General features: G+C 71.9%; 14 protein-coding genes. 5 read left to right on the top strand and 9 right to left on the bottom strand.

Going from position 1 to position 12727, the window contains the following annotated elements:
- Positions 1-9: 9 nt before the first annotated feature.
- Together hutU and hutI are read left to right on the top strand one after the other, a co-directional pair.
- Complete coding sequence (hutU, locus tag J0P97_RS12750) at positions 10-1770, top strand: urocanate hydratase (protein ID WP_215488168.1); 1761 nt, start codon at positions 10-12, stop codon at positions 1768-1770.
- Positions 1767-2960, top strand: a complete 1194-nt coding sequence (gene hutI, locus J0P97_RS12745; protein ID WP_215488167.1) for an imidazolonepropionase — start codon at positions 1767-1769, stop codon at positions 2958-2960. Before hutU ends, hutI begins: the two co-directional genes overlap by 4 nt.
- A gap of 53 nt (positions 2961-3013) precedes the next feature.
- Here the strand turns inward: hutI and J0P97_RS12740 are convergent, their stop codons facing one another.
- The 4 genes from J0P97_RS12740 to J0P97_RS12725 are packed head-to-tail and all read right to left on the bottom strand — an operon-like array spanning position 3014 to position 6098.
- On the bottom strand, positions 3014-3481 hold the full coding sequence (locus tag J0P97_RS12740) for a SixA phosphatase family protein (RefSeq protein ID WP_215488166.1): 468 nt from the start codon (positions 3479-3481) through the stop codon (positions 3014-3016).
- Positions 3478-4440, bottom strand: coding sequence for an arginase family protein (locus J0P97_RS12735; RefSeq protein WP_215488165.1), 963 nt, complete (start codon positions 4438-4440; stop codon positions 3478-3480). Before J0P97_RS12735 ends, J0P97_RS12740 begins: the two co-directional genes overlap by 4 nt.
- Positions 4440-4787: a gamma-glutamylcyclotransferase family protein gene (locus J0P97_RS12730; RefSeq protein WP_215488164.1), complete on the bottom strand. Its 348-nt coding sequence runs from the start codon at positions 4785-4787 to the stop codon at positions 4440-4442. Before J0P97_RS12730 ends, J0P97_RS12735 begins: the two co-directional genes overlap by 1 nt.
- 39 nt (positions 4788-4826) lie before the next feature.
- On the bottom strand, positions 4827-6098 hold the full coding sequence (locus tag J0P97_RS12725; RefSeq protein WP_215488163.1) for a DUF445 domain-containing protein: 1272 nt from the start codon (positions 6096-6098) through the stop codon (positions 4827-4829).
- A gap of 49 nt (positions 6099-6147) precedes the next feature.
- Here J0P97_RS12725 and J0P97_RS12720 point away from each other — a divergent pair, with 49 nt between their 5' ends.
- Positions 6148-6420: a metal-sensitive transcriptional regulator gene (locus tag J0P97_RS12720; protein WP_215488162.1), complete on the top strand. Its 273-nt coding sequence runs from the start codon at positions 6148-6150 to the stop codon at positions 6418-6420.
- Positions 6421-6554: 134 nt separating this feature from the next.
- On the opposite strand, the gene J0P97_RS12715 is transcribed toward J0P97_RS12720, so the two are convergent.
- The 3 genes from J0P97_RS12715 to J0P97_RS12705 all read right to left on the bottom strand — a co-directional run bounded on the left by J0P97_RS12715 (position 6555) and on the right by J0P97_RS12705 (position 9445).
- Positions 6555-7652: a CU044_5270 family protein gene (locus tag J0P97_RS12715; RefSeq protein ID WP_215488161.1), complete on the bottom strand. Its 1098-nt coding sequence runs from the start codon at positions 7650-7652 to the stop codon at positions 6555-6557.
- A complete protein-coding gene (locus tag J0P97_RS12710; protein ID WP_282837238.1) occupies positions 7618-8211 on the bottom strand; it encodes an RNA polymerase sigma factor in 594 nt (197 codons plus the stop codon). The genes J0P97_RS12715 and J0P97_RS12710 overlap by 35 nt, the downstream gene beginning before the upstream one ends.
- Positions 8212-8284: 73 nt before the next feature.
- Positions 8285-9445 (bottom strand): acyl-CoA dehydrogenase family protein, encoded by a 1161-nt coding sequence (locus J0P97_RS12705; protein WP_215488160.1) that lies wholly within the window; start codon positions 9443-9445, stop codon positions 8285-8287.
- A gap of 185 nt (positions 9446-9630) precedes the next feature.
- Here J0P97_RS12705 and J0P97_RS12700 point away from each other — a divergent pair, with 185 nt between their 5' ends.
- A complete protein-coding gene (locus J0P97_RS12700; RefSeq protein ID WP_215488159.1) occupies positions 9631-10035 on the top strand; it encodes a pilus assembly protein CpaE in 405 nt (134 codons plus the stop codon).
- Positions 10036-10066: 31 nt separating this feature from the next.
- On the opposite strand, the gene J0P97_RS12695 is transcribed toward J0P97_RS12700, so the two are convergent.
- Both J0P97_RS12695 and J0P97_RS12690 read right to left on the bottom strand, forming a co-directional pair.
- Positions 10067-10849 (bottom strand): alpha/beta fold hydrolase, encoded by a 783-nt coding sequence (locus tag J0P97_RS12695; RefSeq protein ID WP_215488158.1) that lies wholly within the window; start codon positions 10847-10849, stop codon positions 10067-10069.
- 44 nt (positions 10850-10893) lie between these two features.
- Positions 10894-12117, bottom strand: a complete 1224-nt coding sequence (locus J0P97_RS12690; RefSeq protein WP_215488157.1) for an MFS transporter — start codon at positions 12115-12117, stop codon at positions 10894-10896.
- Positions 12118-12492: 375 nt separating this feature from the next.
- Between J0P97_RS12690 and nrdH the strand changes: the two genes are divergently transcribed.
- Entirely contained in the window at positions 12493-12726 is a 234-nt protein-coding gene (gene nrdH, locus J0P97_RS12685; RefSeq protein WP_215488156.1) for a glutaredoxin-like protein NrdH, read from the top strand.
- Position 12727 lies beyond the last annotated feature (1 nt).

The raw sequence follows: 12727 nt of genomic DNA, 5'->3' as shown, positions 1-12727 counted from the left end.
CCATCCGTCATGGAATCACCCGCTGAGACCCGCATCACCGGAGTTTCGGACATCGCCCGCCGCGGCCCCGTGCGCGCTCCGCGCGGCAGCGAGCGCACCGCGAAGAGCTGGGGCGCCGAAGCCGCCAAGCGGATGCTCATGAACAACCTCGACCCCGAGGTCGCCGAGCACCCCGAAGACCTCGTCGTCTACGGCGGCACGGGGCGCGCCGCCCGGTCGTGGGAGGCCTACGACGCGATCATCCGCACCCTCGACGAGCTCGAGCCCGACGAGACCCTGCTCGTGCAGTCGGGGAAGCCGGTCGGCGTCTTCCGCACGCACGAGTGGGCGCCGCGGGTGCTCATCGCCAACTCGAACCTCGTCGGCGACTGGGCGACCTGGCCCGAGTTCCGCCGGCTCGAGGAGCTCGGCCTCACCATGTACGGCCAGATGACGGCCGGGTCGTGGATCTACATCGGCACGCAGGGCATCCTGCAGGGCACGTACGAGACCTTCGCCGCGGTGGCGCGGTCGCTGGGCGAGACCGAGGCAGGCTCGGGGAGCGAGGCAGGCTCGCGGAGCGAGGCTCGCGAGGACCTCGCCGGGACTCTGACCCTCACCGCGGGCGCCGGAGGGATGGGCGGGGCGCAGCCGCTCGCCGTCACCATGAACGGCGGCGCCGTGCTGATCGTCGACGTCGACGAGACCCGCCTCGCGCGCCGTGTCGCGCACGGCTACCTCGACGAGTACACGACCGACCTGGATGGCGCCGTCGCGCGCGTCTCGGCGGCGCGCGCGGCCGGCGAGGCCCTGAGCGTGGGCGTCGTCGGCAATGCCGCGGAGATCTTCCCCGAGCTCCTGCGCCGCCACCGGGCGGGCGAGCTGCACATCGACGTCGTGACCGATCAGACGAGTGCGCACGACCCGCTCGCCTACCTCCCGCTCGGGGTGAGCGTCCAGGAGTGGAAGGAGGCGGCGGCATCCGACCCCGCCGGCTTCACCGACCGCGCCCGCGCGTCGATGGCAGCGCACGTCGAGGCGATGGTCGGGTTTCAGGATGCCGGCGCCGCCGTCTTCGACTACGGCAATTCGATCCGTCGTGAAGCGGAGCTCGGCGGCTACGACCGGGCGTTCGCCTTCCCCGGCTTCGTGCCCGCCTACATCCGGCCGCTGTTCGCCGAGGGGCGCGGGCCGTTCCGCTGGGTGGCGCTGTCGGGTGATCCCGAGGACATCGCCAAGACCGACCGTGCCGTCGCGGAGCTCTTCCCCGAGGATGCCGCGCTGCGCCGCTGGCTCGAGAAGGCGGGCTCGACCGTCCACTTCGAGGGGCTGCCCGCGCGCATCTGCTGGCTGGGCTACAAGGAGCGCCACCTCGCGGGGCTCCGCTTCAACGAGATGGTCGCCTCGGGCGAGCTGTCCGGTCCGATCGTCATCGGCCGCGACCACCTCGACGCGGGATCGGTGGCGAGCCCCTACCGCGAGACGGAGGCGATGGCGGACGGATCGGATGCGATCGCCGACTGGCCGCTCCTGAACGCGCTGCTGAACACGGCATCCGGCGCATCGTGGGTGTCGATCCACCACGGCGGCGGCGTCGGGATCGGCCGCTCGATCCACGCCGGGCAGGTGACGGTCGCCGACGGCACGCCCCTCGCCGCCGAGAAGCTCGAGCGCGTCCTCACCAACGACCCCGGCACCGGTGTGATGCGACACGTGGATGCCGGCTACGAGCGCGCCCGCGAGGTCGCGCGCGACCGCGGCCTGAACATCCCCATGCGGGAGGAGTCGTGACGGGGCTTCTCGTCTCGAACATCGGCGAGCTGACGACGAACGTCCCGGGTCTCGGCGATGACCCCGCCGACCGCACCGGTCTGATCCGCGACGCGGCACTCCTCATCGATGATGGCCGCGTCACCTGGGCGGGCCGCGCCGCCGACGCTCCCGCCGGCGGCGCCGCGGGCGACGTTCGCGCGGTGGATGCCGGCGCCCGCGCCGTGATCCCGGGGTTCGTCGACAGCCACACGCACCTCGTCTTCGGTGGTGACCGCGCCGAAGAGTTCGAGGCGCGGATGGCCGGGGAGTCGTATGCCGCCGGAGGCATCCGTCGCACGGTCCGTGCGACGCGTGAGGCCACCGATGACGAGCTCCGCCTGCGACTGTCCGGCTTCGTCACCGAGCTGCACGCGCAGGGGACCACGACGTTCGAGGTCAAGACCGGCTACGACCTCACGATCGGGGGCGAGGAGCGCCTCGCGCGACTCGCCGCCGAGGTCACCCCCGAGGTCACCTTCCTCGGCGCGCACGTCGTCCCGGCCGAATACGCCGACGACCGCGACGCCTACGTCGATCTGGTGTGCGGCCCGATGCTCGCCGCGGTCCGTCCGCACGCCCGATGGATCGACGTGTTCTGCGAGACCGGCGCCTTCACGCCCGATGAGACCGAGCGGATCCTTCGCGCGGGCGTCACCGCGGGGCTTCAGCCGCGCGTGCACGGCAATCAGCTGGGTCAGGGGGAGGGGGTCCGCGTCGCGGTCGCGCTCGGCGCGGCATCCGTGGACCACTGCACCTACCTCAGCGACGACGACGTCGCCGCGCTCGCCGGGAGCGATACGGTCGCGACCCTCCTGCCGGGGGTGGAGTTCTCCACGCGGCATCCCTACCCCGACGCGCGCCGCCTCATCGACGCGGGTGTGACCGTCGCCGTCGCCAGCGACTGCAATCCGGGCACGAGCTTCACGAGTTCGATGCCCCTCATGGTCGCGCTCGCCGTCCGCGAGATGGGGATGACCGTCGCGGAGGCCGTGTGGGCCGCGACCGCTGGTGGGGCGCGTGCGCTGCGCCGCCCCGATGTGGGCCATCTCGGCGTCGGCGCCCGCGGGGACTTCGTCATCCTCGATGCCCCGACCCGCACCCACCTCGCCTACCGGCCCGGCGTCCCCATCGTGCACGCCGTCCACCGGGAGGGCGCGCCGATCGCGTGAGCGCGCGCCCGAATCTGCCGGGGCGCCCGGCGGGAAGGTCGAACGCAGGCGGGTCAGGGGCTGTCGAACGACCAGCTGTCCGGGTCGGTGGCCGTCGCGATGTCCCAGTCGGGGGTGTCCCAGCGGAACGTCGCGACGGCGCACGTCGGCATCTGACCGATGCCGCCGTCGGAGAGGCGCCCGGCGAGCGCCGTCATCCCCGGGTCGTGCGCGACGACCATCACGGCGTCCACGCCACGGCGCACCGCGGCGGCGATCAGCTCGGCCGCGGGGGCGCCGTAGAGCTCGGGATCCAGCTCGGGCTCCGCGCCGAGCGCGGCCCCGAAGAAGCCCGCCGTCGTGCGCGCGCGGAGCGCCGTCGAGGAGAGGATCGCGTCCACCGTCACGCCCGCATCGCGCACGCGCGCCGCCATGGCGGGCGCGTCGCGGAGGCCGCGCTCGTTCAGCGGGCGGTCGTGGTCGTCGAGTGATCGGCTGCCCCAGTCGCTCTTGGCGTGGCGGACGAGGACGAGGGTGGTCATGCGGGCCCCTTTCGGAGGTGGACGCCGGCGAGCAGCTCGAGCACGCACAACGCCGCGAGTCGGACGGTCCGGCCATCCGCGGCGTCGGCCGTGGCATCCACCTCGACGATGTCCGCCGAGCGGACGCGGTCCCCGCGCGCGATGCCCCGGACGAGGGCGCGCAGCTCCCACGCCTGCAGTCCGCCGGGCACCGACGCGGGGCAGCCGGGTGCGACGGCGCGATCGCACACATCCACGTCGATGTCGAGATGGATGCCTCCGCCCGAGCACGCCGAGCCGCCCGAGCCCGCCGCGGCGAGACCGCCCCCCGCCACCGCGAGCGCCTCGGCGACGACGTCGGCGATCCCGCGGGCGCGGAGGTCGTCGAGCGTCACGACGCGGATGCCGAGGTCCGCCGCGCGCTGCGCATACGCCGCCGAGTTCGCGAAGTCGGCGATGCCGATCTGCACGATGCGGGCCGGGTCGAGCCCGTCCTCGACGAGTCGCCGCACGGGGGAGCCGTTGGACACGCCGTCGCGCAGATCGAAGTGCGCGTCGAGGGTGATGAGCCCGGCCGCACCCGCGCCCTGCGTCACGGCGTAGGTGATCGAGTTGTCACCACCGAGCGCGATCACCAGGTCGGATGCCGCGGCGAGGCCTCTGATCCCCGCGCGGAGCGCCGCCTCGCCGACGGGGCCGTCGGGGTCGGCCACGTCGCCGGCATCCGCGATGCACAGCACCTCGCCGAGATCGACCGGGGGTGGGCCCATGAGGGTCGGGCTGTATCGCCGGAGCGCGGCGCGGATTGCGGCCGGCGTCTCGTGCGCGCCGGTGGGGGAGAGGGAGGTGCGGGATGCCGGGGCGCCGAGAACCGCGGCATCCCACCGCGCGACGTGGTCGGCACCTGTGCCGGCAGCGGTGTCCGTCGGGGCGGGCCAGTCCCCGGCGCGGGGCCAGAGGGGGTCGTGGGAGAGCGCCATCAGCCGACGTAGACCCAGGCGTCGCGGCCGCTGGTGAGAGTCACCGCGACGCGGCGATAGAGGGAGACCTCGTACTCGTCGGCGGCGTCGAGCTCCGCCGCGCTCACCTGCAGGACGGTGCCGGTGACCTTGTCCAGCGGGTTGCCGGTGGCACGCAGGACCGGCTGCACCGACATCCCCGACACGTCGGCCACACGCTGGTCCGCGACCTCGACGTAGTCGATGGTGTAGCCGGGGAGGGCATCGCGCTCGCCGCCGAGGAGTCGCCCGAACGTGTCGAGCTGCACCTCGGCGTACTGCAGCGTGCCGTAGGTGAACAGCAGCTGGTCCGCCGGCTCCGCACTCACGTTCCCCACGCTACCGCGCCGTCCGCGCACCGGCCAGGATCAGGCGAGCAGTGCGTGCGCGATCGCGAAGATCGCAAGCCCCGCGAGAGCTCCGACGATCGTGCCGTTGAGGCGGATGTACTGCAGATCGCGACCGACCATGAGCTCGATCTTCTCGGTGGTCTCGGCCGGGTCCCACTTCTCGACGGTGTCGGTGATGATCGAGGCGATGTCGTGGCGGTAGCGGTCGACGAGGAAGACGGCGGCATCCGCCACGCGTGTGTCGACGCGCGCCTGGAGGGCGGGATCGGTCACGAGCCGGTCGCCGACCTCGCTGAGCGCGGCGCCGACGCGGCGGCGCAGCGCGCTCTGCGGGTCCGCGAGGCTCTTCAGAAGTCCCGTCTTCGCCGTGTTCCACGCCTCCGCGGCGAGCTCGCGCACGCGCGGGCTGTCGAAGACGGCGCTCTTGGCATCCTCCAGGCGACCGATCGTCGCGGGGTCGTGCTGGAGGTTCCCCGACAGGCGTGTGAGGTATTTGTCGACGGCATGGCGGGCAGGATGCTCCGGGTCGGCCTGCACGGCAGCGATGAACTTGACCGCCTCGTGGTAGACGGTGTCGTCGACCAGGCGCATGGCCACGGACGGCACCCACGACGGGAGCCGGCGCGAGACGAGCCCCGAGAACGATTCGCGGTTGGCGGCGAGCCACGTCGCAAGGCTGTCGACACCGAGATCCACGGCGCCGTGGTGCGCTCCGGCATCCACCACCCGCTCGAGCCAGCCGCCGATCGTCGGCGCCCACTCCGGGCTCAGGAGGTGCTCGCGAGCGAGGTCGCTGATGAGGTCCTGCACCTCGTCGTCGCTGAGTGCCTCCAGGATGCCCGTGGCGATCGTGGACGCTTCGCGCGCGAGGAGCTCGGCGTGCTCGGGGTCGCGAAGCCACGCGCCGGCCGTCGCCGCGATGCGGCTGGACTCGAGTTTCGCGCGCACCACGGATCCCTCGAGGAAGTTCGTCTCGATGAATTCGCCCAGGGTGCGGCCGATCTCGTCCTTGCGCTTCGGGATGATCGCCGTGTGCGGGATCGGGATGCCGAGCGGATGCCGGAAGAGCGCCGTGACCGCGAACCAGTCGGCGAGGGCGCCCACCATGCCGCCCTCGGCCGCGGCGCGCACGTAGGCGAGCCAGGGGTAGCGCTCCTGCAACACGAACGCGACGACGAAGACGATCGCCATGAACACCAGCGCACCCAGCGCCACGCCCTTCATGACCCGCAGGGAACGTCGGCGTTCCTGGTCGGCGGGGCTGAGCAGCTCGGTGGGGGTGCGGGGCATGGGGCCAGTCTGTCATGGGGGCCTCGCCCCGGCGGCGTATCCTCGAGGCGTGATCGACGACATCAAGAAGCGCGCCCTGCATCGCACCGCGATCCTGGAGGGGCAGGTGCGGGGGCTCGCGAAGATGATCGAGAGCGAGGACTACTGCATGGACATCATCGCCCAGTCCCGCGCGATCCAGAAGGCACTGGCATCCCTCGACAAGCTCCTCGTCGAGAACCACCTGCGCACCCACGTCGCGCACATGTTCGCCGAAGGAGGCGACCAGCGCGAGCAGGCGGTCGCCGAGCTCCTGAAGGCCTACGACCTCGAGACCCGCTGACGCCCGCCCGCCCGCGCGGCGCTCCGTTCAGGTGCGACCGGGATCCGCGGGGATCTCGATCGGCTCGGTCGGCGGGAGCACGAGATCCGCGGGGCCTGTGCCGACGACGCCGCTGGGCCGGGTGCCGCCGCGGGTCAGCATCGCCCGCTCGTGCTGTCCTGCGCCATCCGCCCGCACGGCGTGCCGCCGGCCGGTGCCTGGTCGACGATCGACGTCGTGACCGCCGTCCAGCTGGCGGCCGTGCCCGCCGGGATGCCGTCCTGATCGCGCAGGAGGATCTCCCGCTCCCCGAGGAACGTCCCGGTCGTCGGATCGACGATGATCTCGATGCGGCTGCCCCAGGCCTCCTCGTCGCGTCCGATCGCGACACCACGGTGTCCGTCGAGCGTCGCCTGGTCGTCGACGAGAGTGACCCCCGGGATCATCGCCGCCGCGCGGTACATCGCCGATCGCAGGTCGGCGGGGACGTCGCCGATCCGCAGTCGGTCCGCCAGGAAGACGAGGGCCTCGGTGTCGGGGGAGGGCCCCGCGCCCAGCGTCACCCGGTAGATGTGGTTGAGCAGCCGATACGGGTCGCGCGGGAGAGTATCCAGATCGTCGAATCCGGCCTCGGGGCGGGCCCCGTAGAAGGCACCCGCCGGTGCGCGCAGCAGATCGCCGCCCGAGATCGCATCGGAGGGCGCTTCTGCCTGCCAGGCGTCGGCGACCGCCTGCGAGTCGGCCCCGAACGTCGCGTACACCGATTGCGCCCCGCGCTGCCACACCCAGTCGTCGGCGCGGTCGGCGGGCACGAACAGCGTGTCATCGGCGAGGTACTGGAACGTGGAGGTGCGATCCTCACGCTGCACCGTCGCGCGATACGCCGCTCGCGTGCGCACCGAGAGGTACTGACCGGGCGCGAGCACGGGGTCGCTGCTTCCGATCGCCGCGACGCTCGCATTCTCGAGCACGGAGGCCGCGGCGGCATCCGCCCCGCCCCGCCACCCGGCGAGTCCGACGACGTCGGTGAGGACGAGCCCCGTCACGAGAGCGGCGGCACCCATCGCGGACAGGCTCCCGAGTGCGAACCGCCGGAGGCGGCGGCGTGACGAGCGAGGCGCGACGGACGCGGGGATGCCCGGCACCGCGGCATCCCCCGTCCGTTCCAGAAGCGCCGCCCGGCCTCGATGCAGTGCCTCCTGCGGCACATCGATGTCCTCACGCGCGTTGCGCAGCAGTGTCAGTTCGTCCATGACCAGTCTCCGTTTCTGTCTCGAGGGCTCCGGCCGCGCGCCGCAGCAGACGGCGTGCCCGATTGAGGCGTGAGCGCACCGTGCCGATCGGCACGTCGAGGGCCTCCGCGATTCCCGCGTAGTCGAGATCGCCCCAGGCGTACAGCAGGAGGGTGTCGCGGTCGGATGTCGACAGGCTCCGCAACGCCGAAGCCAGGCGCCCGGTCTGTCGGGTGGCATCCACGCGGGCACTCGCCTGCTCGATCACATCGGGCGAGATCTGCGCCGCGAGATCTGCGACCATGCCCTTCCACGCCCGCGCCTCCACCCGCACGTGCTTGCGCATCAGTCGGGTGGCGATCCCCAGCAGCCAGGGGCGAGCATCGACGACCGCGAGGTCGTACGCCGATCGCCTCTCGAAAGCGACGAGGAAGGTCTCGGACATGATGTCCTCCGCCCCGTCGCTGCCGATCCGCCGCGCCGCGTAGCGATAGATCGCCGGCGCGTGTCGGTCGTACAGCAGCGCGAACGCGCCGGGCTCCGCCGACGACCGTTCGATCACCTCGTTGTCTGTGCTCACGTCTTGTATTGCACGATCGGCGAGAACGAGTTCACGGATGCCGCCGAGGTGAGCTTTTCTCGATCCGACCCGATCAGCCCGAGACGGGCCCGAGCCACGCCGCGGCAACGGTCGAATGTGCCGACTCGGGGTCTGAGGGGTGAAACATGCCGGCGAGGACGTCGCGGTACAGGCGGCTCAGCTCGCTGCGGGCGAAGTAGGACGACCCGCCCCCCACGAGCATCGCCTCGTCGACGATCTGCTTGGCCGCGACCACCGCGCGGTGCTTCACTCCCGACAGCTGCGGGAACCACATCGCGCCGCGATCGGCCCGCTCATCGACATCCCGCGCGAGCGCGGAGATCTGCGGCGGGAGCGCGTCGTACGCGAGGGCCATCTCGGCCACGCGCCACCGGATGTCCGGGTCGTCGCTGTAGGCCGAGCCGGTCTTCTTCGAGGTTCGGGCCTTCGCCGTCGCGACGGCGAGGTCGAGCGCGCGCCGCGCGATGCCGGTGTAGACCGACGCCAGCAAGATCTCGAAGACGCTGAAGATGCCGAACACGATCGGGTCGGGGTTCGGGCCGGGCGGGACGAGCCGCACGATGCGATCCGGCGGCGCGGTGGCGCCGTGCAGCTCGGTCGTCCGCGACTGCGTGCCGCGCATCCCGATCGTGTCCCAGTCGTCGCGTGTGATGACGGCATCCGTCCGGGGGACGAAGGCGTAGACCATCTTCGGGTCGTCCGGATTCGACGTGTCGAGCCCGTGCAGGCCCAGTTGGGTCCACACCGGGGCGAGGGACGTGAAGATCTTCGTGCCGGTGAAGGCGTAGCCGCCGTCCGCGGTCGGGACGGCCGCCGTGTCGCTGCCGAACAGGACGAGATCGTTGCCGGCCTCGCTGATGCCGAAGGCGAACACCTCTCCCGACGCGGCGCCCTCCTGCACGAACCGGAGGCCGTCGATGCCACGATCGGAGAACACCTTCGCGACGCCGGTCCAGACGAGGTGCATGTTGACGGCCAGTGCGGTGGCCGGCGCCGCACCCGCCAGGCGCTGCTGTAAGAGGGATGCCTCGGCGAGCCCGAGCCCCGCGCCGCCGAGCGCGGCCGGGACGAGGATCGCCAGGTACCCCGCGTCGCGGAGCTCGGCGAGGTCCTCCTCGGGGAAGCGGTTCTCGGCGTCGACGGCGGCGGCCCGTGAGCGGATGCGTTCCAGCAGCTCGTCGGGGAGGTGCGCGGCGGGGTCGAAATCGGTCACCCCTCCATCCTGGCCCCGTTCCGTGCGATGCCGGTCCGAACGCGGCTGCGAAACTCGTCCCTCCCGACGCCGGACGGTGCCCGTCGGGGGCTACCGAACCGATCGCCCACCGGTCACCGAGGTTTTGTCCTCGGCTGCGCGGGTGGGCGCCGCCGCAACGCCGCTGATGCGGGCAGGATGGGGACATGATCTCGACCGACCTCGCCGCGACGCTGCGCGACGCCGGGCTCGTGTGGCGTCCCGCGTCCGGCGATCGGTTCCAGCTCGACGAGCCCGAGTTCGAGGCGGACGTGTTCACGGTGAGCGAGATGACGATCGAGCCCCGCAGCTATTCGACCGGCACGATCCTCGCCTTCAACGGGACGACGGAGTGGGCGCTGGACTCCGTCGCGCTCGATGACGCGCTGTGGCTGCCGCGCGAGGACCAGCTCCGAGAGCTCCTGCGCGGCACGTTCCGCGCGCTCGTGCGCCTGGATGACGCGTTCCGCGTGGATGTCGTGATCCAGGGGGAGCCGCTCTCGTTCGAGCATCCGGAGCCCGCGGATGCCTACGCGCTCGCCCTCGCAGAGCTCCTCCGCCGGGTCGCCTGATCCTCACCGAGGCGACCGCGCAGGGGAGAGGTCAGCTCCTCGGCGTGGCGTCGCCGAGTGCCGTGGCGAGGTGGGCGAGGGTGTCCTCCGGCTTGTCGCGGTGCGGGGAGTGGCCCGCGCCGGTGACGACCGACATGCCGACGACCGGGTTCCGAAGGGTCTCCCGGGCGAGGTCGCCCTGGAAGATCGAGTACACGGCGGGGTCGCTCGCGATGACGTGGGTCGGGACGGTGAGGCGGGCGGCGGCGTCGCGGACGTCCCACGGGTCGTTCTGGATGCTCGTCTGCTCGACCGCCCACCGGCTCACCTGCTGGGCGGAGAGCGCCTTCAGCTCGATGTCCTGCTCGTGCCAGTGCGGGTGCTCCGCCCGAGTCGCCTCGGGCGAGGGGTCCGCGAACGAGCGGCGCTGGCTGTTGCCGACGACCGCGCGGTCGTGGGCGTTGAGGTGGATCGCCGGGTCGATGAGGATGAGCCGGCGCGTCCATGCGGGCGTCTCCGCGCTCGCGACCGTCGCCGCGGCCCCGCCCAGCGAGTGGCCGATGACGAGGTCCCACGGTTCGCCGTCGGGCGCAGCCGTGTGGAGGAGGTCCGTGGCGTACGCGGCGATCGTGTAGTCGAGGGCGCGCGGCGCCGTTCCGTGACCGCGCAGGTCGACGGCGGTCGCGTGCCACCCGGCATCCGCGAGCCACGCGCCGTAGCGCCACATGAGCGCGCCGTTGGACCCCAGCCCGTGGACCAGGAGAGCGTGCCGGGAGGCGTGCGGGACGTCGGGCGTCCCCCAGGCCAGGCGCGGGAGGGTGAGGGGAGCGGGCATGAGGCCAGCCTACGAGCCCGGGCGCGGGAACGACGCGCCGGCCGTCAGGTGATGAGGGGGACGGGCTCGGTGTCGGGGATCGGGCTCGCATCGCGGCCGCGGAGGTCGGGGAAGCCCCGCACGAACAGCGTCGCGACGAGGGCGCCGACGATCGCGAAGCCCGCCGCGGCCGCGTACGCGCCGGGGGCTCCCACCCCGTCGATGAGGAAGCCGGCGATGGCCGAACCGAGGGCTGCTCCGATGAGCTGGCCCGTCCCGATCCAGCCGTACGCCTCGGCGGTCTCGCTGAACTTGACGGATGCCGAGGTCATCGCGAACAGCACGGCGAGAGCCGGAGCGATGCCGACGCCGGCGAGGAGGAGGCACGCGCTCACCCACCAGGGCGTCGCGGGGGTGAGCTCGTCGACGAAGAAGACGGCGGCGGCGAGGCCGACGGAGACGATCGTCAGCCGCCGGGCCATCGCCCACGATCCCATCGGGATGTGCCCGAAGGCGAGGCCACCGGCGAGCGAGCCGACGGAGAAGATGGCGAGGACGATGCCGGCCTCGATCCCGCCGTGGCCGAAGGTCGCGACGACGGCCGCCTCCACCGCGGCGCAGGCGCCGATCAGGAGGAAGCCGATGACCGTGCCGAGAAGGACGACCGGCTTGCCGAGGACCGTGCCGAAAGCGCGACGACTGCGCGGGATGCGGACCCGGCCGACCTCGGGGGAGAGGATGAACCACGCGCCTCCGCCCACGAGGATCGCGACGATCAGGAGGAGTGCGGGAACGGTGCCGACCTGGATCGCGACCACGGTGATGACGACGGGCGCGAGGATCCAGATGATCTCCTGCAGGCTCGCGTCGAGCGAGAAGAGGGCCGTGAGCTGCCGGGCGTTGACGAGCTTCGGATAGATGGTGCGTGCGGCGGACTGCACCGGCGGCGTGGACAGGCCGGCGAAGAGCCCGAAGACCATGTAGCCGACGACGCCCATGGGCACGAGCGCGAGGATCAGCAGGGTGAGGGCGCAGACCGCGGTCGTGAGGGTGAGGACGCGACGGATGCCCCAGATCCCCATCCACCGGCTGGTCACGGGACCGGACGTCGCCTGACCGATCGACGCGGCGGCCAGCACGAGACCCGCCGCTCCGTATGAGCCGGTCTGCTGCTCGACGTGGAGGAGGATCGCGAGGCTCGTCATCCCGTTGGGGAAGCGCGCCGTCAGCTGTGCGGCGATGATGCGCGCGACCCCGGAGGTGCGCAGGAGCTCCCGATATCCCGCCACCCCTCCAGGCTACCGGCACGGCACATGACCCGCCCGGGTCGAAGGATCGCGACACGCCGCGACACGCCGGGGGGCACTTTCCACAGGCTGATCGGTGTCGGAGGGGCGGCGTAGCGTCCGACCTGTGGATGGATGACGGACGGCCGCGTGAAATCCGTGAGATCCAGGCCTTTTCGGAGGCGTCGGATCGGCCCCGCGACTGTGGATGAAACGGTGGACAAGATGTGTTGTACCTGGGGAGAGCGGTGCAAAACTACACGGATGTAACTACTACCCCTTGTGGTGCTTCCGAGTGTCCGTACCCATATGTAGTATTGGACTCCCGGCGGCGGACCGCTGGATGACTGGGCGAGATTGAGAGGAGAACGGATCGATATGGCGATCACGGTTTACACGAAGCCGTCGTGCGTGCAGTGCAACGCGACGTACCGGGCACTGGACTCGAAGGGCATCGATTACGAGGTCCTCGACCTGTCCGAGGACCCGGCGGCGCTCGAGCGCGTCAAGTCGCTCGGCTACCTGCAGGCACCTGTCGTCGTCACCGACGAGGACCACTGGTCGGGCTTCCGTCCCGACAAGATCGACGAGCTCGCGAGCCGTCTGGCCTGAG

The sequence above is a fragment of the Microbacterium flavum genome, from assembly GCF_018717645.1.
In the GTDB taxonomy this organism is placed as follows: Bacteria; Actinomycetota; Actinomycetes; order Actinomycetales; family Microbacteriaceae; genus Microbacterium; species Microbacterium flavum.
Note: the sequence above shows the minus strand (reverse complement) of the source record. Positions and strands in the feature narration are given on the sequence as shown.

Coding starts and splice junctions, on each gene's coding strand:
- hutU (WP_215488168.1), top strand. CDS start 10: ATGGAATCACCCGCTGAGACCCGCATCACCGGAGTTTCGGACATCGCC.
- J0P97_RS12740 (WP_215488166.1), bottom strand. CDS start 3,481: ATGACCACCCTCGTCCTCGTCCGCCACGCCAAGAGCGACTGGGGCAGC.
- J0P97_RS12735 (WP_215488165.1), bottom strand. CDS start 4,440: ATGGCGCTCTCCCACGACCCCCTCTGGCCCCGCGCCGGGGACTGGCCC.
- J0P97_RS12725 (WP_215488163.1), bottom strand. CDS start 6,098: ATGCCCCGCACCCCCACCGAGCTGCTCAGCCCCGCCGACCAGGAACGC.
- J0P97_RS12715 (WP_215488161.1), bottom strand. CDS start 7,652: ATGGACGAACTGACACTGCTGCGCAACGCGCGTGAGGACATCGATGTG.
- J0P97_RS12700 (WP_215488159.1), top strand. CDS start 9,631: ATGATCTCGACCGACCTCGCCGCGACGCTGCGCGACGCCGGGCTCGTG.
- J0P97_RS12695 (WP_215488158.1), bottom strand. CDS start 10,849: ATGCCCGCTCCCCTCACCCTCCCGCGCCTGGCCTGGGGGACGCCCGAC.
- nrdH (WP_215488156.1), top strand. CDS start 12,493: ATGGCGATCACGGTTTACACGAAGCCGTCGTGCGTGCAGTGCAACGCG.